Source organism: Hungatella hominis (assembly GCF_014288005.1).
Classification (GTDB): Bacteria; Bacillota; Clostridia; order Lachnospirales; family Lachnospiraceae; genus Hungatella; species Hungatella effluvii.
The window spans coordinates 110815-135646 of record NZ_JACOPB010000011.1; the positions used below are offsets into that span (position 1 = coordinate 110815).

Genomic DNA, 24832 nt, shown 5'->3' on the forward strand with positions numbered 1-24832 from the left:
AAAGGGCTTTCAATTCCAGGAAGAACGGCCTGTTTTTACAGTTTTTTCACCGGAAGCAGTTCAATATATCCTCTTGTACCGACCGGTTCCAGCTGAATCCGGGGATTTTCGCTGTCCCACCGGTATCCCGCGGCCGACGGTTCGTATCTCTTTATCGCTGTCTGAACCGCCTCGATCGCTGCGCAGTAGTCTTCTTCCTCAAAGGTTTCCCCCTGGAACATGAGGTATTTGGCCGCAGGGAGTTCGATCACATCGAAGCCCTCCGGAACCGGACCGTCGTAATCCATGGTGACCTCCACGCCCTGTACATAGACTGAGGTCCCAGGCTTACGCAAGGCCTCCGGAAGCCAGAGGCATACAGGTTCCCCGCAGAGGGATTTCATGCTGGTTAAGAGTCCCCAGACATCGCAGCCCACCTCTTCACAGTAGGGGAAGTAGTCCTCCGCCTTCACCCCTCTCTTGATAATCACTTTGCGCTCTGGTTTGTCAATTGCCTGAATAAACACATTTTTCACATTTTCCATTGCATTCCATTCCTTTCTGATCTCTCTGTATTTGACGCCATACGGGGTAAACAGATACAATGGAATCGGATTCCCGGCGTATTCACGCGGATTGCAGCCAAACTCCCGGAAGAACGCCCTCTGGTATCCATCCACGCTGCCGAACCCATACTCAAACGCCACGTCTGCGATTCTGCACTGCTCGTCTCTCAATTTCAGTGCGGATTCGGAGAGGCGCAGCCGCCTGATATAGTCGGCCGGAGTCTGGTTCGTCCACTGCCGGAACAAACGGTAGGAATGCCATGGCGAGAACAGCGATACCCTGGATAAATCAGCCAGCGTAACCGTCTCCCTTAAATGCTCCTGAATATAGTCCTGCATCCTCTGAACCGCTTCCACCTGTTCCTTCATAACTGTCTCCTCCTGTTCTGTGCACCCAGCGGGCGTCTTGAAACCGCTTGCGTGCTATTTTGTCATCTTCACCTAAAAAGTTTCTTCACGAACTTTCTGATGTATCTGACACGCTTATCATACAAAAAATCAGAAAAATACTCTCGACCTTTTTTGCTGAACGGAATTCTGATACAGCCGCCCTCTGCACTGAATTACCGGGCGTATTTCAAAACAGCCCGGTGTGCCATTTCAGCACATCGGGCCGTTTCGTTGAATTCCATGGCGGCGCTCAGCAGTCGCCCACATAATAATTCACAATGTTCAGGTAATCCGCTGGTGTGGGAACCTCCAGGCACAGACTCAGAATCTTCCTGTTCCTCTGATATTCCGCCTGAAGCTTCGCCTGGATTCCGTATTCATTGTTTATATTTTCTTTTCTTCCATCAGAGTCCACCATATAAACGGGCCCCGTACATTCATTGACAGCTTTCAAAAATTCCTTCATATCTAAAATCCTGAGTTTCATCATATCTATCCCTCCTGAATAAAACCGTCCGGCACGCCGGACACCTGCACTGTCTGATCTGTTGTCTTCTCTTTACAATATCATTATAGTGCAGTTTATTTCAGGAAAATATCATCTTACTGTCAATCTATATCATAATTCCGCCATTTGCTTCGGTACTCCATGGGACTGCATCCGATGCGTTCCCGGAATACCTTTCCGAAATAGCTGCTGCTTCCCAGTCCGCAGGACTGACATATCCTGGTGACGGAGTCATCCCCTTCCGCCAGCATGTGGCACGCCTTCTGTAAGCGGTAATCTGTCATATATTCCACTGGCGTCATCTTCAGGCAGTCATGAAACGTGCGGAAGCACTCCCTCTCGCTGATATAGGCGGCTGCCGCAAGCTCTGCCACCGAAATCTTATCCGCGCAGTGTTCATGGATATACACCATCATCATCTTAATCTTTTCACTCGGCCTGCTGCCCTGGGCGCCATCACCGAAAAGTGGCTCTGCGATCGCAAGCAGACGGCACCACAGCTCCGAGAGAAGGGCCCGCAGGCGGATCTCGTAACCATACTCATCCTCCGAAAGTTCAAACGATTCCCGGAGAATCCCAAGGAACTCCGCGTGCTCCGGCCGGTCCGGATAAAGCCCGATCATCTCGATACCAGGGGCTGTGACCAGCGGCCGCACGTATTTCTGGTCAATCCGGCTTCCCGTCTGCCCGCTCACCAGCAGCGGATCGAAAATATGAATCATGGAAACCGACGTCTTCTCCCCCTCCTTCACCCGCGACATGTGGAGTACATTGGAGTTGACGAAGCCGGCGGAGCCCTGTGGGAGGATGATCTTCCCCTGGGGTGTGACATACTCCACCGCCCCCTCTTTCATATAAAACAGTTCGACTTCCTTATGCCAATGCCACGGCGACTGCTTCCCCAGATGCTTCTCCAGTTCCACATAGGAAGCGATATAAGGAAAATCCGGCGAAAAATCAGGCAGCTGCTCTTCATAGCTTCCCGGCTTTAATTCTACAGTATGGATAACTTTCATGGTGACCTCCTGTCTCTGGTCTTTATTATACCAGAACGAGAGGCCGCTGTAAAAAGGAACTGCTGACCAGTTCCGTTCTTTTTCCAGAGTAAAGCAGCGTCAGTTCATGCATGGCCCTCGTACAGGCAATGTAAAGCAGGCTGCGGTCATACTCTGTCCTGTAGTTTTCATGGTCTGCATCCGCAAGGATTACCTCGTCGAACTCCAACCCTTTTGCCATCTGAATGGAGGTAACTGTTACCCCATTCTGAAAACTTGAACTTTCCGGAGTAATTAAACTTACGTTACAGTCCGCAGAAAGAATCTCATACATCTGTGCAGCCGATCGATTTGTCTTTAAAATAACTCCCAGGGAAACGTTTCCCCCATTTTCAAAATTACGGATTTTCCGCTTAATCTCACGGATCTTTTCCTGCTCATCAGCACAGGAGATTATGACCGGCGCTCTCCCATGCCGTTCTACCGGCTCTAAGGACACAACATTCTGAACGCTTTTGGCAAATGTCATAATTTCATATGTAGACCGGTAGCTCCTACTCAGCGTGACAAACTCTGCTTCCGGATAAATTGTTCTTAAATCCTCCAGAGAATAACGGTAATGGGGATTGATGGACTGACCAAAATCTCCCAAAATTGTTTTGGGACACGGAAACATCTGATTCAACACCGCGTACTGAACCGGCGTATAATCCTGCATCTCATCGACCACCAGATGTTTCGTAACTCCGCTTTTCTTTATCCCGTCAAAAGCCGCCCGCAGGTACATAAACGGATAGACATCCGCCCACTCCAGTGTCTTTTTAGATGGCATGACAAACAATTCCGGCCGTCCAAGCCACTTATAAAACGCCCGATAGAGAGCAAACGAATTCTTAATCGTGAGCATGGAGTTTAAACTCTTCAAAATCGTTCCCCGCCGCGGAATATCTTCTTCCATAATATTCTCGCTCCGGAACCGTTCATAAATATCATCCGCTGTCATGGAAAGCCTCTGCTTTACCGGATAACCGCTGTAGGCGCGGAATCTGGTCCTGATCCACTCCCTGTCCGCCTTAAATCTCCCAAAAATATAATCGGTTGGAACAAACAGGAGGTCCGGCAGCTGTCTGATGTATTCATCCATCTCTGAGACGAATTTCATTGAAGACTTGTACCGTGCTCTTTGTATCCACGCTTCCTCCCTCGCTTCAAGCGGGTCGTGTTCCTTCTCAAAACCAATGATGCCTTCCAGCTGTATATCAGCAAGTTCAGCAAATCCCAGTTCATAGATTGGTTCCTCTCCAAGCTCCGGTATAACATTAGAAATATAATCTCCAAACACTTTATTCGGAGACAGTATTGTCACATTTCTGGCACTCAGCTGCCGTTTATGCCGATAGAGCAGAAATGCGATCCGGTGCAGTGCAATAGAGGTCTTCCCCGAACCCGCGACCCCCTGTATCACCAGGGTTTCCGCCTTTTCGTTTCTAATGATCCGGTTCTGTTCCTTTTGAATGGTGGAGATGATAGATTTCATCTTCTCATCGGAGGTATGGCTCAGCTCCCTCTGCAGAATCTCGTCCTGTACGTTAGCGGAGCTTTCCAAAGCGTATTCCATCACCCCGTCCTTTATTTTAAACTGGCGTTTCCTTGTCAGTCTCCCTTCGATCCTTCCGGATGGCGAGTCATAGAAGGCCGGCCCGGTTTCAAAATCATAAAACAGACCGGAAACCGGGGCACGCCAGTCATAGATCAAGAGGTCATTTTCATATTTAAAGGTAAATTTGCCAATATAAAAGGGGTCCTCTTCCGTTTCGTCTTCCCCACAAAAATCAACTCTGGCAAAGTACGGAGATTCCTTCAGTTTCATGAGCCGGTTACGCACCTCCACGGAAAATGCCCCCGTCCGATCCGTCTGTTTTAAAAGAAGCTCATTCTGAAACATTTCATGGGGATCGATTTCGCCCCTGTTCTCCGCCATATACCGCTTGGAAGCCTTATACTCCCGGTCCAGCTTCTCTACATCTTTTTCCGCCCTCTCAAGAGCATACTCCAGCTTCTTATTCATATCCTCCAGATGAGCCGCCTCATCCGGAAACGGAATACTGCTATTGTCCATTATTATTTTCCTCCTGCGGCAGAATAAACCGCTGAGTCGGATATCCATACTCCACCAGAAGTTCTGCCTCCGCAAATCCAAGTCCCTGAATCTGCTTTCGCTGCCCTGTATCCGCCCGATCTCCTTCTCTGTATGTGGTAATACTTATTTCCTTCCCTTTCATCAGTTCTCCCATCACCTTATGCAGAAATGCTCTGGGGATCCCCTTTTTACGATACAGCGGATGACTTCCCATGAAATCAATACTCCCAGTCTCACTGGAGAATAAAAGAATTCCTACTGCAGTATTCCCATCCTTCAATATCAGGGCTTCTTTTGCCTCTATTTTCTGCTTAAGCACACCAATATACTCGTCCTCACACAAATATGGAAATCCGTCCACCACCAGTCTTACCAATTCCATCCAGCATGAGATATCCTCTTCATCTGCAAATGTGATATCCCAGGGTATCTCTTTCCTTTCACTCAACATAGCATAACTCCCTTCAAACCTAAATCTCATCTGCAACGGATAGAACCTCTCATTTTCCCGATACTTATTCGGCGGCATCTTATACATATCCGTAAAAATAGTGGTAAAGGCCTGTTGGCTCTTATAGCCGGCCATCAGCGCGATATCAATAATAGGCCTGTCTGAAAAAACCAGAAGTTTTGCTGCTTCTGTCAACTGCCTCCGTTTAATATAATCATGGATCGTAAGGCCCACTGTATCCGAAAATACACGGTGCAAATGGTATTTGGAATAATGAACCTCTTCTGCGATCTCGTCCAGTTCCAGCTTTTCAGTCAGATTATCCTCGATAAACCCAATTACCTTCCTTACTTTATCGATGCGTTTCACGGGCTGCCTCCTTTCTGTCAGGTACCCATTATAAACGATAAATAGCTTACTGTTTTTATCAATCTTGCTCATTTTATAACATTAACAGTTTACATAATCTTAATACAAAAAGTGATTAAAAACCAATTGCTGATTTTTAATCACTCCCGAATAAAACAGTATCCTGTATATTATCTGATTTTCCTATGGCATATATCCCCGCCGATATCTTTGGCAGCTTGAACATACACTTAATATCATATGATTCAATTATACTTCCCTATCATAGCACAAAGTTCCGTTCTGTTCCACCTGCTTAATCATTGCCGCAGACTACTGTTCCATGTCGAGGAGATACACATCCGCGTCTTTCCACACCGTGGTATGAGGCAGGGAACCGCAGTATAAATGTCGTTCCCTCACCGGCCGTGCTCTTCACCGCGACCTCTCCCCCGTGCTTCTCCACGATGTCCTTTACGAGGGGAAGTCCCAGACCGGCTCCGCCCACGGTGCGGGACCGGGACTGATCCACCCGGTAAAACGGTTCAAAAATATGAGGAAGCGCTTCTTCCGGGATTCCAATTCCCGTGTCTTCGATCTTCACAGTCACATCATTATCTTCTCTGCCTGTGACAATTGAGATGGACCCATGCTCCCTGTTGTATTTTGCCGCGTTCTCCAGCAGATTGCTTATAACGCGGTAAAGCATGATGCGGTTGCCGGTCAGGCTGATATCCGGCGTATTCTCGATGGAGACGGTCAAGTCCTTTTTCCGGATCAGCGGTGAAAGCTCATAAAGCGTTATGGCAAACACTTCGCCCAGTTCCACTTCCTCCTCCATCTCGTGGTCCTCATCTGACGTCAGACGCATCAGGTCCTCCACCAGACGGATCATCCGCTCCGTATTCGCTTTTACGATGGTCAGCACCTTTTCCATGCGGTCCGGCGAAGTCTTCCCGTCCAGCTCCAGGACCTCCAGATTCACCAGAATCGTGGCAAGCGGCGTCTTCAGCTCATGGGCGGCACTGGCGGAAAAACGTTTCTGCCGTTCAAATGAAGCGCTGACTTTGTCCATCATATGATTAAAAGACCGGGCCAGCCGGCCGATCTCATCCTGTCCGCCCTGTATCTCCACGCGGTTCGACAAATCATTGCCGCTGATTTCCTCAATCGCGGACGACAGCTCCTTCAGCGGCTTCAGCACATGGCCCGCCATCAGCCACGTCGCCCCGGTTCCCAGAATAAGGACCAGAAAAAGGGCCGCCATCCCCCATAGATTAAACTGCGTGCCCGCCTTTTTCAAGGAAACGGTAATCTCCTGCAAGTCCATATTTTCGTTAGGGACTCCCTCTTTCTTAACACTGGTGATGATAATATCCTGGGGCTGAAACGTCATCTTCTGCTCTAAGTCTCGTACGAAAATGCGGTCTGCCCCAAATAAAAACATGCTGGTCAGTATGACTGCCACACTGGCCATCACCAGGGCCGAGAGCAGGGTCAGCCGCATGCGAAGTGACAATTTCCTCATCATAGAGGTTCCTCCTTATCGATCAGATATCCGGCGCCGCGGATACTGCGGATGATTTCCTCATCCGTAACCGCCAGCAGCTTGCGCCGTATGACGCTGATATAGACCTTCACCTGATTGGAAAAGGGATCGGCCTCCCTGTCCCACACATGCTCCAGCAGTTCCTCTGCACTGACCGGCCTGCCCATATGAATCATCAGATATTCCAGAATTGCGAATTCACGCATGGAGAATTCCAGCTGCTTTCCCTGAAAAGCAGCTGTCTTTAAATTGGAATCCAGACAGAGACCTCCCCTCGTCAGGGCGGCCTCTGTCTGGATAAATGATCTTCTCAGCAGCATACGAATGCGTGCCTCTAATTCCTCAAAATGAAACGGCTTGGTGAGATAGTCGCTGGCTCCGCTGTCCAGCCCGCTGATCTTGTCTGCAAGCTCCGAGCGGGCAGAGAGAATCAGCACCTTCGCCGGGTTCTCCATGGACCGAATGTGCTTCAGCACTTCCATGCCATCCAGACCGGGGAGATTTAAGTCGAGCACCACCAGATCATACTCATTGATCCCGCACTGTTCGACCGCGTCGGTGCCGTCACCTGCAGCGTCCACCGCATACCCGCGTCTGCGCAGGCCGTAGCACAGCGCCTCCCGCATATCTTCCTCATCTTCCACAATCAAAAGTCTCATGGTAAATCAAATCCTCTCATCCTTTTTGGTATCCCGATAAAAATCCTTCTACTCAGCCGCGACGACGCTGTATATGACACTGCCGTCATTGCCGATTCCTTTTTCCGTCCAGCTGATATAAATCTTCGATCCATCATCCGCGATAATATACGATTCTCCATTTTCATCGGTTCTGATCTCAGACTTATATTGTCTATTCCCGTCCGCATGGTCCATAACGTTGGAAGTGCATACGGCGGATTTGCTGGTATCCGCCTGTACATCCTTTACAGCTGCAGATGCAGTAAAGGCTAATGTCGTGGTTGCTACGGCTGCTGCTGCCAAAATGGCTGTTGTTCTGTGTTTTAACATCATAAATGCCTCCTGTTATTCGTTCTTTTATTTTCTGTGTTATGCGATCACAGGCTTATTATACAGAAGCCATGGTTAAAGTACGGTTAGAAATTCACGATTCCTTCCGGAAAAATCCTCCGTCCGGCGCCCGGTTGTGAATATCCGCAAAGATGTCCATGGCTGTCCACCAATTATACACAGTAAACTTATTGAGTATCAATTATAACATTACGGCGATTCATAATGCCACAGAATGTAAAAAACTTAAGTTTAATGTAAAAACTCTGCCGGATCACCGGGAGACGCTCCCTGCAATAAAAATACCTCACAACTGCAAAGATACAAGTTCTCTGCGGCTGTGAGGCATTCGTGCTGAATTCACCGGTATTTGTGCATGCAGTACCAATAATATGTAAAACACCGTCCGCCAGTTTACAGACGGCCTCCGTTTCTTCGTCAATCCGGATCAGGTCCCCACTACGTTAGACACCTCTGCCGGTGATCTCCTCGATCGCCACTTTATAATTTCCACGTGTCACAGGAATGAAACGGAAACTGTTTCTCCACCTCATGGTCCGGCGCGGCAAACGGCACCAGCGTACAGATAAACTGGGCCTCCTCCCTGCTTACAATCACAGAAAACAGCTTGTCCCTGGAAACCTCTATCACCGTATCCGGGCCAAATTCCTCTTTTATCGCCCCTGTCAGCCCAGCCTCCGAAAGCTCAGCCCTATTAAGAAGGGCGAACCTCCCCCCGTTTTGACAGCAGATTGTATAAGTCTCTATGGTTCTGTCAAAAACTCCTGAAAAGTTACAAGCATTAAAAAATGCCCCAAACCTTTAGGAATATTGATTTCCTTAGGTTATAGGGCATTTATCTTTCACTCCGAACAATTACTTCGCGTAATCTGTAACTTGCTCGTTTTGCCCTTATTATAAGCACCTTCCCGGCCTCAAAAAATTTTTTACGCCAATTTTACGCCAATTTCTTCAACATTGCCCAATTTCCTGATTTCCTTGTGTTTTTCCTCATGTGTTTCATGTACATATAAATCCATTGTTACAGTGATAGAAGCATGTCCTAATATTTTTTGCAGAACATTTGGTTTCATTCCATCTTCAATACATCTGGTTGCAAATGTATGGCGAAGCGTATGGGGATGTGCCGGTTCAAATTCCACATAAGTAGTATTGTTAATTTCTGCTTCTGCTCTGCGGTCATTATTAATTCTGGTAATCACCCGGAGCATCATCATACGAAATGTCGATTGACCTACTGGATTTCCATTTATAGTGCAAAATATCAAATTATCAAACTCTTTGTTTTTCTGCCAGTTATCACTTCTCTGTCGGAGTTTGAAATTACATATCCGCTGATCTTTTAATAGTTGGATTGCCGTATCAGTTAACGGGACAGTCCTGATACTTTTTTTGTTTTTGGGACTTCCAAAGTAAAAACCACCTTTTGCCTTATCCTGCAGCAAGGTTCTTGTTATATGCAGCTCTCTTTTATCAAAATCAATGTCTTCCCATTTCAAACCGCCCACCTCACCTGGTCTGAGACCCGTCTGCAATAAAAGCGCATATGCATTATAGTACATTGTTCCCCTGCTATATTCAAGGAAAACTTTTTGTTCTTCTCTGGTAAGAACCCTGGAGTCTTTCACATCCCGTTGCTTACATTTTAACCCATTCGCCGGATTCTTCGCTAATATTTCACTCTGTACCGCCCCAGCAAACAATGCGTGTATTGTAATCTGAGCCAATACCATAGTTCCAAAAGCGTATCCTTCTTCGTACATGTTATTTAAAATGGTCTGCAACTGAATCTTTTTCACCTTGTTTAATTGCAAATTGCCTATCGCCGGTTTGATATTGTTCTCAAAGCGGCTTTTATAATTTTTTACAGTGTTGTCTTTTACAACCCCTTCCTTATAAAGCTTTATCCACTTTTCAAACCATTCGGTGACAGTTACCTTCTCCCCTGTACCAGAAAGGCCATGTTCATCTTCATAACGGGCATCATTAAGCCACTTTTTCACTACGGATAGTTTGAAATCATAAAACTCCATACGCTTTCCATATTGATTGGTATATCGGGCTGAATACCTTTTGTCTTTCCTTTGATATAAGCCACCCCCCAATTCCTTGCCACGTAAATCTTTGCCCATGTAATCCACCTTTCTGATTACACTACCTCTTAATTATAATCCTATCAAATTCGATTTCTCTGTTTGAACCGTATTTATAAAGAAATTTTCTTTTTTTCATCAAGCCACCCCTCAAACTTTTTCCGCTTTATCAGGGTCCGGTTTCCATTGTCTATCGTAAACTCCCGCTTCATATCCAATGCTGCCAGTTCCCGCAGCCGGTTCTCTCCTATCCCGAAATAGACGGCTGCCTCTTCTATCGTCAGCAGATACTTCTCCCAAAGCGGGACAGTCAAGTCTTTCTCCATTTTTTCACCTGCCTTCACACATAATGAGCGCAAGATTACAAGCCTGCCAACCGGCTGATGCCAACAGCCACATATATACGTCACCGCATATCCCGCACTTTACCGTCCAGGCCCACCCGATGGGTTTCACATCTTAGAGGGAAGTATCATTATCGTTTTCTCTACATATCATCGCAGATGATTGGCTAAATCAATTTCCAGTATATCTTCGCTCGCTTTCACAAGGTCATGGCAAATTGCTGTATTGCTCCACATAGAGGATTCTTGACAGTCTTGCTTTCTCTGATTTTCAATACATCTAAAACAAATCCCCATTCGGCGGTAAATTGTAAAACAGCATAAAAAAACGGCAGGGGAACTACTGGATTCCACCAATAGTCCCTTGCCGCTAACACGTTATGATAAACTCACTTTATTCTTTCGTTTTTTATCCGACCACTTCAATCCGGTCACGCTCCCTGCTATAAAAATACACTTTTTCCGAAAGAAATTCCTCACTGCCACAATTATGGTTCTGGAACCTTAAAGCGTCTTGGATTACCCCCGGAGATACCAGGTTACTTTTGTGGATCACCGCAGCCTCCGTATTAAGGAATCCAAAATAAATATCACTTTCAAGCAATTCGCTCAGCCTTTCCATTACACCAGGCATAAAAACAGCAATAGCTCCATTCACATAATTCACCGTGGTTACGAATATCCCGTCTCCCTGGTTGTTTTTTACTGTTTCCGGAACTGTATGCATAAATTCCTGTTCTTCTGACAGCCCAAAGCACAATGAATATACATCAACTGTCCTGGGAGGAAATAAACGGTATGTATTTCTTATTGCAGTTTCAATCACCTCTTTCTTTGTCTTTTCCCAGATAGAAAGCACGTTAGAGCTGACCATACTGCTGACATACTTATCTTTCATACTTCCTATATTTATGTATAATACCAGCGCCACATCACCAATTTGATAAAATATTCCTTTATCCAGTTTTTCCGCATTGGCATCATAATTGAGTGGACGTAAAATTAAAGAGTCTCTGATTTCATCGTAACGGTCCACCTTATCAAGCACCCCCATTTCTGACACCTGGCGCGCCATCTTCAGCGCATCTCTGACTTCTTCCACAATCTCTTCCATCGTCCCCCTTTTATCTCTTAAATCCTGATAAATCTCCTCCATAAGAAAACGCTGCATTCCCATTCCCTCATCGGTTGGTATTTTTACAATCAGGCAATCTTCTGTCTCCGGGCTGCCAGCTGGCACAAACACAGCCTCTGCTCCCCAATCCTTGATTATATCCTGTACTTCCTTTTTAATATCTTCAACAAACTTACAATAATCTCTGTTCTTATTCATTGATTTCTCCATCCTTTTCCTCCAGCAGTGCTGGTAATATTAATATCATGATCTTACATGGTTACTTGCGCACAGCCTATATCGCTGCTACTCCTATCAGGTCTCTGAATTTTAATCAACGAGCTCCGGGTTGCACCCAATCACAAACTTCTTTTTAATCCAATCATACTGATATACGCTGTTCGACAGGACACCGCCTTCCAGAAGCATCGTACTGTTCATGAATGATACCGTTTCCTGCCAATCCTTTAATTCCATTCTTTTTTTTACTGAAGGGTATCAATAAAGACTCATGTACACTGGAGGGTAATAAAATAATATCCTCTTACCACAACTCCGCAATCCGCTCCAGCAACAGTTCATTTAAAATACTGCCGCCCCCGTATTGGCCCGTGGCATTCGTCAGCATGTACATTGGATCTTCCACATTATCAATATCGGCCATATGCTCCAAAATAGCCTCCATGTTATCCCCATCTCTATCTGCCGGATTCCTGACGGAATCTGGACAACCTGGTAGACCATGGGCGGGATTAATACCGGAGTGTTCCGTTCTGCCGCTTCCTTGAGCGTCTCCAGCTTTACACCCCATTTTTCCAAATCGTCCCAGGTGATATTAAAATCATTCTCTCCATCGCACTGGTATACCCGGAATGTTTTCACCATATCCAGATAGGCTTCGTGGAATCTGGCTTTTACCTCTGCTGCCTCAGTGTTTTCCAATACATAAATAATTCTGTCTTTTATTTCCGCAAATGTCTCCTGCTTCATTCTTTTTCTTCCCTTCTTAAATAAAATAAAGCACCGGATATTTTCCGACGCCTTGTATTTTGGCAGTCTCCTGCCGTTATTCCTTTCTTATGCCCAGTACTCGCAGGGGAAGTAATCCTTTAAATGGTACTGCATGTCTTCCCACTCCTTATCCTTTTCAAACCACACTGCCAGTTCAGTAAGGCTGCAGTCCTTAAAGACTGTATAGCCGTACCGTTCTTCGTACTCTGCCGCTTTCCAGTATCGCTCCGGGTACTGCTCCCAATAAACTCTCCAGCTCGTCTTTCCCGCTTTGTAGCAAGGAATACAGTTATTGTGGTTTAAGCCATTTTTATAGGTTTGGGGGAGCGGTATCTTCCATTCCTGCTCAATCATCCGTTTTATCTCACAGTCCGGTATCTTCTTTTCGTATATGGAGAACCGGATGGTCCTCCCGGTCTGCCCGGCTCTGTTAAGCGCATTGTGAACCCGCTTTCCCTCCTCCAGGCCAAACCCAACATACTCAATAAAATCCTGGTTTTGGCTTTTTAAGTATTTAAAATATTCCTCCTTCATTTTCTGTTTTAATTCTACTGTACAAAACGGGAGAAACTGCCCCGGTATCGCTTTCTGGTCTTCTAAAAGCTCATCTAAATCCCGTCCGTCTCCCCATTCTGTAATCGGCACGCCAAGACGTCTTGCCACACGGCAGCGAAATGTATCTGCGTCGTGGTTCTCCGTAAAGGTTGGCGTATGCAGAAGGACGACCTCCTCTTTCTTTTGCTCCTGGAGCACCAGATACGCCATATATGCACTGCTGGCGCCTCCGGAATATAACACCACATGTTTCATACTCAGCCACTCACGATCAGTTCGTGGCAAGCAATATACCTTCCTAAGCTCGCAGTCTGACAGCCGGTTTCAGGGAAGCCGGTTTCTCAGCCGTATCATTCTTCGCTTTTCCCTAATCACGGCATCTGCTCACGCAACTACTATTGCTTTTACATTGTGTTTAACAGTCTCACAATAACCGGTTCACCGGATCAGTATGTCTCCTTTCCCTTTAGGCCGCTACACAAAGTTTATCTTCTCCTTCCTGTACAGATTCCACCAGCAGGCTGTCCGCCTTAGCGCAGCGCCCGGCTTCCATCAAATCCGCTTCCAGAACATCCGCGAGAGGCTTCCCCGCCAGATGTCCGTGTCTGATTTTCACATTCTTTTCCCTCATCTCGGCAAGTTCCTTCACACGCAGCAGAGCGCTTCTCTCTGCCAATTCCCAATCTTCCTTTGTCAGTCGCCGGCTGATTGCTTTCTGCCACTTCCTTATAAAGTTTTTCGCTTCCTCATAATCAGCGTTCTGTTTGTCTCCAACTGTCCGCTTCTGACGCGCAGTCCCTCCCGGTTCCACTTCCAACGTATAATATGGCTGATCCGGTTCGCTGGCTTTGCGCAAAAAGAGAATATAGCTCTCCCTCGTTTGAATCCGGTCAAAATAGATTTCACTCCGATGCAGGCAATGCCCAAGTATGTATCCCTCATTTATGATGTCCTCAATTCGGTCCGGAGCAATGACCATGTAATCTTTATCTCCATATTCGTACTTCTCTTTGATTTGCTGGCAGATTTCATCAACGTCAGGATACTTTTCCAATATTTCTGCCGCCTGCATAGCAATCTCCTTACTTCCTAACAATGCAAGTAAATCATCATGGGCTTTGATTAATTCCTTTGGCTTAAATATCTGTTCCTGCCCTAAATCCATTTTCAACCGGCTTGCCATTGCAGTATAATCCTGCCATGTTGAAACCAGTTCCTTTGGAGGCCGTCCAGTTTCACGGTACTGCCGTTTTAAGTAATTGCAGACTCTGGCCGGAGTCATTTTTTCAATGATAAAGTCCAAGTCACCGGGGCTTAAATTATTCCGCTCAAAATACTCAATGATTGAATCACGTATGTTGTTTTTCCGCAGCTTCTCAAACCTCAGCCATTCTAAATACACAAAACCTCCGTTATGCTCTCTAAGCCGTTTCATACGGTTCTTATCAATCCCCAGGGATTTTGCAAAATCATTGCTATCGCTTAATTCAAGCTCTCTGTGGTCATAGATAACGCTCCAGGCGAGCTGAAAGAGATCTGATTTTACAATTTGCTCCAGATACGGTTTTCTGCTCAGTGTCTCAAGATATTCCATTGGATTTATCCTGTCTACTTTCCTGGCTAACTGCGGCAATCCGGTTTTTCTTAAAGCTCCGGCAGACAAAGCCGGCAGTGTCCGCTTATAAACAGCACCCAGCTTTTCCTCTCTGGATTTGTAATATTGATAATATCCAAAACCGGCATCTGGTTTTTCCCCTTTTATCCATCTATATTCCCAGAATCGGTATCTGCCATAATAGTAAGGGGTTTCTTCTAAATCCGCACTATAAACATATCTGCGTTCCTCCCGGCAAAATATATCAGGGGTTTCATAATTCCCTGCTGAATAAGCCCGCGTTGCACAATACTGCCGGACGACAGTCCCCTCTCCACATTTTTGCACAAGGTATATCATTTCCTCTTTCGTGAAAAAACGCCCTGCGCGTCCTCTTGATTTAAACTGAATTTTGTTTCCACAGCATCTACACCTACCCAGCGCATTATGCTTTGGTTTGATAATCGGCACCTTCTTCTCACAATAGGTGCAGTAACCTGTTTTGGCGCCATTCCTCACATAATCATAAAAGACATAATTTTGATGTATACCATGCTTATTAACCCAGTGGTTCCAGTCTTTCGGTTCCGCCGGAACCTGCGCCATCACTTTATCCCATGACTCCGTTTTCCTCCTGTGTTTTCTCGCTAACGCTTCTTCGCGTAATTGCTCCTGATAATCCAGTATTCCGCTATATCCATCTGCCGCTACCCCAAGATACTTTTTCATTTCCTCATTTTCTTCGGCAGTAATATAGGAATTGGAATCATCAATATATCTGGGCCATTCAAGGTTTATCAACATGGAACTTCTCCATTTTGTATGAATCACATCCCAGGTAAGAAATGTTCTGGTTTTCCCATCTATGAATACCTCATATACCGGCTTGACAGCCCCGATTTTCAAATCCCTTGTAAGATAAAATGCAGTTTTCAAAATCCCATCCATAACCTGGCATCTTATATAAATCTCATACCGGTATGTATCCGGGCCAAACTCTGCCCTTTTCTTCAGAATATCCTGTCCAGCGAGCCGAAACATCTCACTGGTAGGAGCCAGTCCGCCAAGCGCCATCAATTTTTTTCTTTCCATAGTTTATGCTGCTTTCCTTTCTGTGATAGATCCGTCCGTCAAATACCAGGTATCCGGCAGGATTTCTTTTCCATCCACAACAAAAAGCCCGATTTCTGAAACGTCTCTGCTGCCTGCGTCTTCTTTCACAAATCCCAGGACATCTCCTGTTTTTCCTTTTGCAGCCGGATTCTTGCCTCTGACTACAACAAAACCATTCCTTGCTTCTCCCTCATTGTCAGCCACCCTTGCATGATTGCTTCTCATGGGATGTTCGCATATATACCTGAGACTGTGTGCAATAAATTCAGCAAGGTTCAACTGCTTTACCAGCTTTAACCTGGTTGCAGAAATTTTACTGTCATGGGCGTCCTCATCAATGTCTCCATCTGCCAAAACCATGTAATAGACCGCGTTGCTCCAATCTGAATAATATGTCAGGCAGTCCAATGGGTTTTCAGCACAGTGAAAGCCATTGTGGGAGCAATTTGCCACATCTTCCTCATTCCATATTCCTAATCTGTACTGAAACCGATTCCCGCCGGAGGTACAGGACAGGTCTTTATCAAACGCTTTATATGCAACTATCACTTGTGGACTCCTCCTATTTGTAAAATTTAAAATAAAGAAACCTGGCCTTCAATTTGGTCTTTATCCTCTTTTAATACTCTCTTTTCAGTCACAGCCTTGATAGAGTCTTCCTTCTGGGATACCGGTTCCGACGGAGCTGATTTTTTCTTACCAGTACGTTTCGCCGACGAGCTTTTCTTTCCTAATTTACTAACCGGTGGCTTTGGCGCATTGCGCTCCAGGAATTTCTTCTCTTCTTCCTGAACTGCTCTGGCAGCCTCCTCTGCGTCATCCAGTTCATAGTACTCACTTGCCCACTGGTATACCATATCCTCTCCAACTGCAACACAGGTTTTTTGCGGTCTCTTGCTTTCCTCATCGGTCACCATTTCCCGCGCTTTTTTCATCAAGTGCTCGATACACCGCTGCAATGTCTTATGGTTTTGAAGGACTCGCCTTGAAAATTCAGAATCCCCACAGTTTTCCAGAAGATACTGTCCTATCACATCGCCAAATTGAGGATCATTTAAAAATCCCATCTCATCCAACAGCTTGCTTCTGACGGTTTCATAGGTTTTTGCATTTCCTCCGTCCACCAGAAAATACCGTTTCCCTTTCAGATAGTCTTCTATATCGCCTGTGGGAATTTTATTTTTCTCTGCCAGAATCTTGATTTCTTCCCGAAGGCCAATTCGCCTTAAATCCGCAGCAATCCCATTGATTTCCTGAACGCTTCCTATTTTGTCATAAATTTTTTCTACCATTTCCTATCCTCCTGACATAAAAACAGCCGGAGCAACCTGCACCCCCGGCCATAATAGGATTAAGCAGCTGTATCCATTTCCTGCTGTCCTTCTTCGATTTCACCTTCTTTGGTTCCACCTTCTTCTGTTTCTCCTTCCTCTGGATGTTTTTCAGTTGGCGTCTTTCCCTTCCTGTCTTTATCCTCTTTTTCCAAAATTGACAGCAGCGCCAAGATCAGTCCCCTGCACCATGTATTCTGCCATTTTTGATTATAAATCTGAACGCCGTCAACAATGTCCCGCCATTCCTCTTCGGACAGTTCTCTTCCGTTATACTTTTTATAAAACGCATAGCACTGCTTCATAACATCGTTGTACGGGACGCTTAATGCCTGATCCAGACCGCTTATAAATGCCCGTAACAGCGGTTCATCCGGATAAGTCTCCGCCAGCGTTTTGAGATCCATTGTCTGCTTGCCGTTAAAAAATGCGAACATGTCATTGAATAAATTTTTCACAAGAACTTGATAAACCATCCCTTACCTCCATCAACATTTCAGGCCACCTGTTTTGATTTCCGTTCTTTTTCCTGCGCTTCCAATATCCCTAAGAGTTCCAGCATATGCTCTTTGCACCACTGGTTATCCCAGGCGTTGTTTATACGCTTGAAATCTTCCACTGCCGCGTCCCAATCTTCATCACTCAATTCCCGGTCTGCATAACGTTTATAAAAAGCATATGTCTCTTTCATAATCATATTTGCATCCGATTCCACAGCCAGATCCAGATTTCCAATCAGCGCCATAAAAAGATTGCTGTCCTTGTATTTATCATACAAAGCCAGTACTCCCTTATTCGCATTGAAAAGCACATAGAAATCATTGAATATTGATTTTACCTGAACACTTTCGTCCATTTACCTCCCTCCTCTCTATTTTTAAAAAATAAAAAAGACACTCAGATTTATAAAATCCAGTGTCATTCCTGCGCGGTCTCTTACCGCTTTTTTATCTTGTCTCTGTAGCGTTTTACATCGTGAATTAGAACCTCCTCTCTGAATTTTTATAATAAAAAGGCACAGAAATCCTGTTTATTCCTGTACCCAATTATTCCTGGTATAAAAATTGACTTCCGGATATCTTCCGAAACAAAACGTAATGTGTTTTTCAATCACACAAAATCAATCTCATCATAAGTCTATAACATTATACAGCATAAGTCAATCTTTTTTATACCACATATAGTTGATATTGTGCTTTTTAAACTGTCAAATCGGCTTCTTTGTCTCCCTCATCAAACCGATATCCAATTCCCCATACTGTTTGAATGTTCTTACCTGCCTCCAGTCCTATTTTCTTGCGCAGCCGTCCAATATAGCTCATGATGTTACTACCATCTTTTACAAATTTACCGTTCCATATTGCGGCGTATATCTGCTCTTTAGAAAAGACCACACCGGGATTACTCGCCAAAAGGAGAAGAATGTCAAATTCTCGTTTTGTAAGAACAATTTCCCTGCTTTTTATTTCTACCGTCCGTTTGCAGGGATTAATAAGTAATCCGATGTTTTTATGAAACACAGGTTTTAAATCTAATCTTTCTACGCCTCTTTTCATGCAGGCTTCCATCCTTACAATCAGCTCATCTGTATCCGCAGGCCAGACTAGACAGTCATCTGCTCCCAAATTTAATATTTTGATTCTGTCTTGAATTTTAAGCTGTTTTGTCAAAACCAATAAAGGCGCACGACTCAGCTTACGGATGATTTGCAACAACACACTCCCATCCATGTCTTGTATTAAAACATCAAGTATAATCAAACTATATGTTTCCTGCATAATCATTTCCATTGCATGAGTTGATGTTCGGACACTTAATACTGTAGTTAAGGAGTCCATAAAGTTATCTTCAAGCATATGTCCAATACAATTTTCTCTGCTAATTACTAATATGTTCCTCTTCATGTACTGTCCTTTTTTCGTCCGTAATATGTATGCAATTAATAGATCCCTTTTGAGAATATATGCCATTATTATAGCGGATTGCTCGTTATCCAACGTCAGTATAACCGTCCTCCCGGACTCAAGCTTACCGACTTAGCTAAAGTCCCATTGCTTATGCGAGATAACAGGGGGCTGCCACAAAATTACAGGGACATACGGGTTCGGATTATTTCGGAACAATAAACCAGGTGCATCAGAACTACACCCCCCATCGTGTATGTAAGAATTGAAATAAACGGGAATATATAGAGAACTACCTAATCTGATTCACAATCACAGGCAACGCTTCTGACGGTTTGCAATTTATGAGAGTTGGTTTAGGAGCATTTTTACGCAATACTACCAGTGGCTCTATTAGTGATTCTTCTAGTTCTTTTGTATAATTCGCATCTTTCATATCACTTTTTGCATTTACAATCCTCAACAACATCCTCTGCTGAGACATCCGCCTGATTTTCATCCTCTTTAGTAGTTGCAACATACATTACTTCCACAGAGTCCGCTTCCCTGCTCATCTTTTCAATCGGGACACCGCTAAATGCCATCTGGACTGAACCATCCCAGATTTCATTGTCCAGTTTGTTTTTACCCAGCATCAGGTCGATATTATAGGAAAAAGATGCCACTAATTCTTTCTGTTATCCGCCTCAACGTTCTCCTTAACCGAATCCTCTGTCCCCGTAACGATGCGGTCTCACACAGTCCTCCATCTTGGAAGCACGCCCTCGTCAGCACCGATATAAATGATAACGCCGTCTTCCATATGGATAGGTTCCAACACGACTGCGGGCTGTATGTTTGTCTCTGTTATATAGCCCCCTACTTCCTGCTCCTCATAAACCTCCGGAACAGAATACCAGGCAGTATGGGGGCCATCATCATTATCTGTCACGTAATCAGCTTCAAAAGGGGGCTCCATTCACATAGATACTATCAGCCACATATCCTATCTGATTCTCAACACCAAATATCAGGGGATGGCCTTCCTCACCCCCATGTAGTCCTTCCACAATACGACCACCGAATTCAGGATGGAACTCATAAGATACCTCGTGTCCGTCAAAATCAGCCAATACCCTTAACACCAGGTGTTTATTTTTACTTTACGAAATGAAGTTAAAATAACTTTCTACACAAATCAAATACCCCATTCCCTATTTAGAATTGCGAATAAACTCCGCAAGCCTTTTATCTTCTAACCTGATATGGGAAATCAATACCGCTATCTCTTGGTTCAGTTGAGTTATCGCTCGCATATCCGCCCCCTCTTGGGAAATCTTCCTAATCAGCAAGGAAAGCCCGTTTTTATATCTCTCATGGAATTGGCGGTGCCCTTCATACCCAGGATAATGATATCGTACCTGAAGGCTCTCTTCATCGTTAAAATGCTTCCTGACGTAATTCTCCAGAAAGTTTACCGTGGAAACCACCCGTTCCCTCCCTTTTCCTTGGGAACAAGCATCTAAAAGATTATTAACTGCATCAAACAATTGGCCGTGCTGGGTGTCTATTAACTGGTTTCCCGTCTCCAAATCTTTAGTTATCTTATATTTAGCCTGCATCTTCCTATTATCTCCTTTTCTCTTATGTGTAATAAAAAGAATCTTTCCCAGCTGTTTTCAGACTGAGCTTGCGATCCATTTCAATGACATGTCTAACGATTTCATAAACCTTATAACTTTTCTCCCTAAGTAATTCTTCCTGCGCATTTCCTGGAATATCATCATCCGCTTTACTCAGAAGGCCTTTTATATGCCCTCTCTGTTCAACAGGTATACTGTCTATCAGAATAATAACCCCCCTCCGACAAGCCTCCATTTCATGAATCGCCTGCTGGCGCATTTCTAAAACCAATTGAATAGAAACACGGTCATTGGCTTGAATGGCGGATTCCAGTTCCCCAGTAAGATGTCCAAGCTCCGTCATAATTCTATACTGTTTCTGATACTGTTTAATAATTTCATCAATGTATTCCCCAGTCACTAAATCCCCGCTTTCTTGTTTGCCTCATAAAATGCAGTCCGCAGCTCTTTTACAAGTTCTATAAGCTCAATGATTTTTTCATCATCCCTCCCTGCTTCAATCCTGGCAAGGTAAAATTTAAAAAAATCATACATTCTGCTTAATTGTCCACTAATCTGGTATCGATTATCCAGAGTGGAGTTAAGATAATCTACAATTTCCGCGCTTCTTCCGATAGAATGTTCAAAAATCCCATAATCCTGATTTTTCAGAGCCAAATCAGCCTGAAGCAATCGCTTTACCAACTCATCATATAGGAGCAATAGAAGTTCTCCCTGTGTCATAGTAAATATAGACTGGTTTTTATACGCTTGATAACCTGACGCATTCATAATTCTTTTCTCTCCTATTCCGGCACCACCTATTCATTAGCCCCCAAAAGAACTAAACATATTGCTTTGACTATTCATTTGGGCGATAAGCTGTTCCATACGAGTAAACTGCGAACTATAGCGGTCAATTTCATTCTGGAGTTTTTCAGCCAGGCTATCAATTCGTTTATCTATCTCGTCCATCTGTTTCTGAATTTCATTATTTAGCAGAGAGGTTGCAGCGGAGGTGCTTCCTGCCCTGGAAATCAGACTTCCTTTGGTGAGTCCATCAGTCTTGGCATATATGTTAAATACCCCGGACATCCTTGCCATAAAGCCATCCTGTCCCTTTCCATCCACTGTGCCTGTAAACAGGCGCTGTACCTGCTCAGGATTCCGTTCCAGGGCTTCCTTAAACTTCGTCTCGTCAAATGAAATTTTACCATTTTCTGAATAGCTACCTGATATCATCAGCCCCATATTCTCCAGGGTCTGCCCATTAGCCACACCACTGAACACAAAGCGCAGTTTATCGGACAGTCCCCGCAGAAGGGTATCTCCAAACAGCAATCCTTCCTTAGCCTTATCCTCATAATTTTTAATTTCGAGTTCCGACATTTTTGCCTTGGCTTCATCTGTGAGCGGCTGATATTTCCTGTTTGGTCTGGAACCGACCTGCTTGGCAATCTCATCCACCATTTTATTATAATCCTCTACCATCTCGGAAACCTTCTTGGATATACCCTCAGAATCCACTTTACAAGAAAATGTGACCGGTTCAGACTTAGAAGCAGGATCCACATTGAATACATCATTAAGGGTAAATGACGCCCCCTCAAACACAAAGGAATTGCCTGGTCTTATCACCGTCACCTCCTCATCCGAGCCGCCATACCTGACCGTAAACTCCGCATCTTGCCCTGTCTGGGCTGTGCCATCGCAGCCAGCAAACAAAACATTCGCAAAGTTCTGGACTTTCTTTTTCCCCGGAATCATCACACTAGGGCTGGATGTATCTGGTATCTTTGCCTCCACCTCTGCCTCTTTCTCAAAACCAACCGCACCTCCACTGCCGCTTGTTGTGGCAGTAATGGTGAACCTGTCTGCAATTGACAAGTATGTGACTTTGACACCGGCATCGGAATCATTTACAGCCTGGACTATATCCCGGATACTGCTCTTCGATGTCAGCCCTTTAATAACCGTTCCATTAATCTCCAGATATAATTCTTCATCATGGCCGCCTGTTAGAGGTGAAAACGTATATTTATCCAGGCTGTCCCTTGTTCCATTTTTAAGAATCCCACTCTCCTCAATTCCCAGATTCAGATTCAAACGGTTAGAATCCCCTGCCGTCATCTTCATGGCGCCGCTGGAACCTAACATCCCCCTCGTACCGCCCGTCACACTGAAGACGGAGGATGCATGTGTTGTTTCAAAGGTCAGGCTTCCCTTTTTGGAATTCATCCCCTCAACCGTTACTTTCCCCCTGCCAAAATTCTTATCCATCGCCGCTTGCATATAGACAGCCAAATCTTTCATAGTCATGTTCCGAAGCTCCACTGCATCAGGCAGCTTTATGGTCTTAGATACACCGTCTAAAGAGAAATACATCTCCTTTCCACCCATAAAATCAGTGATAGTAATCTCTGAAACCAAATCCGTTGCTGTTCTTTCCTTGCCCTCCAGCACACCAGTAGAGCCGATGTTGTTATCGTCTGTCAAATCGGCATCATTGAAACCAAGTGCTTCCATAACTCCATCACTGCCGCCAGTAAGGCTCACCATATTGTCATGATTGGCCTGTTTGTCCTTAAATTTGAATTTACCATCTTCATAAGACAACTCCACCTTATCTCCCAGCTTCCCATTATCTGATGTCTCCACCTGGTCCAAAGCCGCATTAATAAGTCTTGCTGTTTCTATTGGATTCGTATAGTCAGCTGATGCGCTTAAAAATACGGAATAAGACTGTTTGCCATAAGAAAAATATAATGAAGAATCTGCCAGCTTCTGGAGCTGGACTTTACCCTCCAAATCAATTTCCCCGCTAGCCAACTTACCAACGCTGGCATTCTCCTTTGCCGTCAGTCCAGCTGTAGTTGCCAGTTTTTTCACACTGGTTACCTTAAGTCCATCTAGTAAAGCAGAGGAACCGGATACCTTTACCTTGGAGGCATTACTCCCTTGGGAGGTAACGATGCTCCGGTCAAAGGTGCTTGCACGGTACAGACTATTCTGTGCTGTAAGCCGTAAATACTTGCTGTTAAAGTCTATCAGCTGGGAACTAATATTCCTATAAGCATCCATCTTCCATTGAAGTTTCTGGCGTTCCTGAAACTGCTGTGATATTTTATTTCTTGTTCCCGTGGTCATCTGCTCAATCATGGTATCTGTATCTATCCCACTAGCGAGCCCTGATACACCTCGGATGGTCGCACCATATAAGTTTGCACTGGTTGCAGATGATAAGCTTCCTATTGATGCCATAGTACCTCTCCTCCTACATCTTTCCATCCATATGACGAAGTTTCTTTCCTCATAGTTACTGAAATAGATTGTTTTTTGTCAAATTTTATCTTATACTTAATATCAAGGATAACGTTTCTATATTTTATATCGGCATACATGCTATAATGATTAAGAAGATTGATTGGAGAAAATTGTTTTGACCAAAATTATATCTATTTCTAACCAAAAGGGAGGGGTTGGAAAAACCACTACAGCTGCCAGTTTGTCTGCCGGACTCTTTGCATTGGGACAAAAGGTCTTAAGCATTGACTTAGATCCTCAGGGAGATTTAGGTTTCTGCTTGGGTCTTGAAAGCGATTCACCAGTAACACTTTATGATGTACTTACAAAAAAGTGTCCCGCTCAGTCTGCAATCCAGAGTACAGAGTACGGAGATGTGATTCCATCGGATATATCTTTAGAGAGTGTGGTAGTGGAATTCGCCAAGGGTGGCTGTGAAGCTTATTTAAAGGATGTCCTTGGGTCAGTTATCGATTCCTATGATTACATCATCATTGATACCCCTCCAGCCCTTAACATCCTAACAGTAAACTGCTATGTGGCCTCTGATTATATCATCATACCCATGCTCACTGAAATATTAAGCCTTTCCGGGGTTATAAAGATCCGTGAGACCATACAGGCTGTTCAGGAATCCTTCAATCCCAGGTTAAAAGTACTGGGAATTCTGATGACAAGAAACATAACACGATTGAATTTGTCAAAAGAGGTAGAGGAAATGGCCTCTGATTTATCTGCCCTATTTAATACCAGGATATTTACAACCAGAATTCGGAATGGCGTAGCTACAGCTGAATGCCCTGCTCATGGAAAGCCTGTGCAGTTTTATGCCCCTCGCTCCAATCCAGGCAAGGACTATACCGCTTTTGTCCAGGAAGTTTTCACTATACTTAAATAACAATGAGGAGACAC

Annotated in this window: 27 protein-coding genes; 1 reads left to right on the forward strand and 26 read right to left on the reverse strand. The window is 44.7% G+C overall.

The genetic code is table 11. The features are described from left to right. Positions 1-35: 35 nt before the first annotated feature. From H8S75_RS21050 to fliD, 26 genes are all read right to left on the reverse strand, one after another. Positions 36-914, reverse strand: coding sequence for a helix-turn-helix transcriptional regulator (locus tag H8S75_RS21050; RefSeq protein WP_187023255.1), 879 nt, complete (start codon positions 912-914; stop codon positions 36-38). Between the two features lie 271 nt (positions 915-1185). Further along, complete coding sequence (locus tag H8S75_RS21055; protein ID WP_187023256.1) at positions 1186-1425, reverse strand: ribonuclease HII; 240 nt, start codon at positions 1423-1425, stop codon at positions 1186-1188. A 119-nt stretch (positions 1426-1544) separates the two neighbouring features. Continuing rightward, positions 1545-2459, reverse strand: a complete 915-nt coding sequence (locus H8S75_RS21060) for an AraC family transcriptional regulator (RefSeq protein WP_187023257.1) — start codon at positions 2457-2459, stop codon at positions 1545-1547. A gap of 25 nt (positions 2460-2484) precedes the next feature. Continuing rightward, positions 2485-4560, reverse strand: coding sequence for a HelD family protein (locus H8S75_RS21065; protein WP_187023314.1), 2076 nt, complete (start codon positions 4558-4560; stop codon positions 2485-2487). Then, a complete protein-coding gene (locus H8S75_RS21070; RefSeq protein ID WP_187023258.1) occupies positions 4547-5398 on the reverse strand; it encodes a helix-turn-helix domain-containing protein in 852 nt (283 codons plus the stop codon). Before H8S75_RS21070 ends, H8S75_RS21065 begins: the two co-directional genes overlap by 14 nt. Before the next feature lie 295 nt (positions 5399-5693). After that, positions 5694-6908: a sensor histidine kinase gene (locus tag H8S75_RS21075; protein WP_187023259.1), complete on the reverse strand. Its 1215-nt coding sequence runs from the start codon at positions 6906-6908 to the stop codon at positions 5694-5696. Then, entirely contained in the window at positions 6905-7585 is a 681-nt protein-coding gene (locus H8S75_RS21080; RefSeq protein ID WP_187023260.1) for a response regulator transcription factor, read from the reverse strand. The genes H8S75_RS21075 and H8S75_RS21080 overlap by 4 nt, the downstream gene beginning before the upstream one ends. A gap of 48 nt (positions 7586-7633) precedes the next feature. Continuing rightward, positions 7634-7939, reverse strand: coding sequence for a choline transporter (locus tag H8S75_RS21085; protein ID WP_187023261.1), 306 nt, complete (start codon positions 7937-7939; stop codon positions 7634-7636). A gap of 498 nt (positions 7940-8437) precedes the next feature. Then, on the reverse strand, positions 8438-8587 hold the full coding sequence (locus tag H8S75_RS21090) for a hypothetical protein (RefSeq protein ID WP_187023262.1): 150 nt from the start codon (positions 8585-8587) through the stop codon (positions 8438-8440). Between the two features lie 296 nt (positions 8588-8883). Next, on the reverse strand, positions 8884-10089 hold the full coding sequence (locus H8S75_RS21095) for a site-specific integrase (RefSeq protein ID WP_187023263.1): 1206 nt from the start codon (positions 10087-10089) through the stop codon (positions 8884-8886). A gap of 74 nt (positions 10090-10163) precedes the next feature. Then, complete coding sequence (locus H8S75_RS21100; protein WP_002571651.1) at positions 10164-10376, reverse strand: excisionase; 213 nt, start codon at positions 10374-10376, stop codon at positions 10164-10166. A gap of 427 nt (positions 10377-10803) precedes the next feature. Then, the gene (locus H8S75_RS21105; RefSeq protein WP_002571650.1) at positions 10804-11739 is read right to left on the reverse strand and encodes a DUF5688 family protein; all 936 of its coding nucleotides are present in this window, start codon (positions 11737-11739) and stop codon (positions 10804-10806) included. A 390-nt stretch (positions 11740-12129) separates the two neighbouring features. Continuing rightward, the gene (locus H8S75_RS21110) at positions 12130-12498 is read right to left on the reverse strand and encodes a DUF5688 family protein (RefSeq protein WP_002571648.1); all 369 of its coding nucleotides are present in this window, start codon (positions 12496-12498) and stop codon (positions 12130-12132) included. 87 nt (positions 12499-12585) lie between these two features. Continuing rightward, positions 12586-13359 carry a hypothetical protein gene (locus H8S75_RS21115; protein ID WP_187023265.1) on the reverse strand — a complete coding sequence of 258 codons (774 nt, stop codon included), beginning with the start codon at positions 13357-13359 and terminating at the stop codon, positions 12586-12588. A gap of 181 nt (positions 13360-13540) precedes the next feature. Further along, complete coding sequence (locus tag H8S75_RS21120) at positions 13541-15760, reverse strand: PcfJ domain-containing protein (protein WP_187023266.1); 2220 nt, start codon at positions 15758-15760, stop codon at positions 13541-13543. Between the two features lie 3 nt (positions 15761-15763). Further along, entirely contained in the window at positions 15764-16330 is a 567-nt protein-coding gene (locus H8S75_RS21125; RefSeq protein ID WP_002571645.1) for a DUF7666 domain-containing protein, read from the reverse strand. Positions 16331-16356: 26 nt separating this feature from the next. Next, complete coding sequence (locus H8S75_RS21130) at positions 16357-17073, reverse strand: Cas9 inhibitor AcrIIA9 family protein (RefSeq protein ID WP_002571644.1); 717 nt, start codon at positions 17071-17073, stop codon at positions 16357-16359. Between the two features lie 59 nt (positions 17074-17132). Next, positions 17133-17588 (reverse strand): hypothetical protein, encoded by a 456-nt coding sequence (locus H8S75_RS21135; RefSeq protein ID WP_187023267.1) that lies wholly within the window; start codon positions 17586-17588, stop codon positions 17133-17135. A 20-nt stretch (positions 17589-17608) separates the two neighbouring features. Beyond that, positions 17609-17968, reverse strand: a complete 360-nt coding sequence (locus H8S75_RS21140; protein WP_002571642.1) for a hypothetical protein — start codon at positions 17966-17968, stop codon at positions 17609-17611. 343 nt (positions 17969-18311) lie between these two features. After that, entirely contained in the window at positions 18312-19016 is a 705-nt protein-coding gene (locus H8S75_RS21145) for a response regulator transcription factor (protein WP_169728237.1), read from the reverse strand. 437 nt (positions 19017-19453) lie between these two features. Beyond that, a complete protein-coding gene (locus H8S75_RS21150; RefSeq protein WP_187023268.1) occupies positions 19454-19681 on the reverse strand; it encodes a hypothetical protein in 228 nt (75 codons plus the stop codon). A gap of 68 nt (positions 19682-19749) precedes the next feature. Beyond that, a complete protein-coding gene (locus tag H8S75_RS21155; protein WP_147296733.1) occupies positions 19750-19947 on the reverse strand; it encodes a hypothetical protein in 198 nt (65 codons plus the stop codon). A 262-nt stretch (positions 19948-20209) separates the two neighbouring features. Continuing rightward, positions 20210-20617: a bacteriohemerythrin gene (locus H8S75_RS21160; RefSeq protein WP_021641493.1), complete on the reverse strand. Its 408-nt coding sequence runs from the start codon at positions 20615-20617 to the stop codon at positions 20210-20212. A gap of 22 nt (positions 20618-20639) precedes the next feature. Next, the gene (locus tag H8S75_RS21165) at positions 20640-21038 is read right to left on the reverse strand and encodes a hypothetical protein (protein WP_021641494.1); all 399 of its coding nucleotides are present in this window, start codon (positions 21036-21038) and stop codon (positions 20640-20642) included. After that, positions 21038-21409, reverse strand: a complete 372-nt coding sequence (locus H8S75_RS21170) for a flagellar export chaperone FliS (RefSeq protein WP_021641495.1) — start codon at positions 21407-21409, stop codon at positions 21038-21040. The genes H8S75_RS21165 and H8S75_RS21170 overlap by 1 nt, the downstream gene beginning before the upstream one ends. Positions 21410-21445: 36 nt before the next feature. Then, positions 21446-23878, reverse strand: a complete 2433-nt coding sequence (gene fliD, locus H8S75_RS21175) for a flagellar filament capping protein FliD (RefSeq protein ID WP_187023269.1) — start codon at positions 23876-23878, stop codon at positions 21446-21448. 178 nt (positions 23879-24056) lie between these two features. On the opposite strand from fliD, the gene H8S75_RS21180 reads away from it, so the two are divergent. Next, entirely contained in the window at positions 24057-24818 is a 762-nt protein-coding gene (locus tag H8S75_RS21180) for a ParA family protein (protein WP_187023270.1), read from the forward strand. Positions 24819-24832 lie beyond the last annotated feature (14 nt).

Coding starts and splice junctions, on each gene's coding strand:
- H8S75_RS21170 (WP_021641495.1), bottom strand. CDS start 21,409: ATGAATGCGTCAGGTTATCAAGCGTATAAAAACCAGTCTATATTTACT.
- H8S75_RS21055 (WP_187023256.1), bottom strand. CDS start 1,425: ATGATGAAACTCAGGATTTTAGATATGAAGGAATTTTTGAAAGCTGTC.
- H8S75_RS21060 (WP_187023257.1), bottom strand. CDS start 2,459: ATGAAAGTTATCCATACTGTAGAATTAAAGCCGGGAAGCTATGAAGAG.
- H8S75_RS21145 (WP_169728237.1), bottom strand. CDS start 19,016: ATGAAGAGGAACATATTAGTAATTAGCAGAGAAAATTGTATTGGACAT.
- H8S75_RS21080 (WP_187023260.1), bottom strand. CDS start 7,585: ATGAGACTTTTGATTGTGGAAGATGAGGAAGATATGCGGGAGGCGCTG.
- H8S75_RS21050 (WP_187023255.1), bottom strand. CDS start 914: ATGAAGGAACAGGTGGAAGCGGTTCAGAGGATGCAGGACTATATTCAG.
- H8S75_RS21105 (WP_002571650.1), bottom strand. CDS start 11,739: ATGGAGAAATCAATGAATAAGAACAGAGATTATTGTAAGTTTGTTGAA.
- fliD (WP_187023269.1), bottom strand. CDS start 23,878: ATGGCATCAATAGGAAGCTTATCATCTGCAACCAGTGCAAACTTATAT.
- H8S75_RS21095 (WP_187023263.1), bottom strand. CDS start 10,089: ATGGGCAAAGATTTACGTGGCAAGGAATTGGGGGGTGGCTTATATCAA.
- H8S75_RS21160 (WP_021641493.1), bottom strand. CDS start 20,617: ATGCAGGCTAAATATAAGATAACTAAAGATTTGGAGACGGGAAACCAG.
- H8S75_RS21135 (WP_187023267.1), bottom strand. CDS start 17,588: ATGGTTTATCAAGTTCTTGTGAAAAATTTATTCAATGACATGTTCGCA.
- H8S75_RS21120 (WP_187023266.1), bottom strand. CDS start 15,760: ATGGAAAGAAAAAAATTGATGGCGCTTGGCGGACTGGCTCCTACCAGT.
- H8S75_RS21140 (WP_002571642.1), bottom strand. CDS start 17,968: ATGGACGAAAGTGTTCAGGTAAAATCAATATTCAATGATTTCTATGTG.
- H8S75_RS21085 (WP_187023261.1), bottom strand. CDS start 7,939: ATGATGTTAAAACACAGAACAACAGCCATTTTGGCAGCAGCAGCCGTA.
- H8S75_RS21110 (WP_002571648.1), bottom strand. CDS start 12,498: ATGAAGCAGGAGACATTTGCGGAAATAAAAGACAGAATTATTTATGTA.
- H8S75_RS21075 (WP_187023259.1), bottom strand. CDS start 6,908: ATGATGAGGAAATTGTCACTTCGCATGCGGCTGACCCTGCTCTCGGCC.
- H8S75_RS21130 (WP_002571644.1), bottom strand. CDS start 17,073: ATGGTAGAAAAAATTTATGACAAAATAGGAAGCGTTCAGGAAATCAAT.
- H8S75_RS21100 (WP_002571651.1), bottom strand. CDS start 10,376: ATGGAGAAAGACTTGACTGTCCCGCTTTGGGAGAAGTATCTGCTGACG.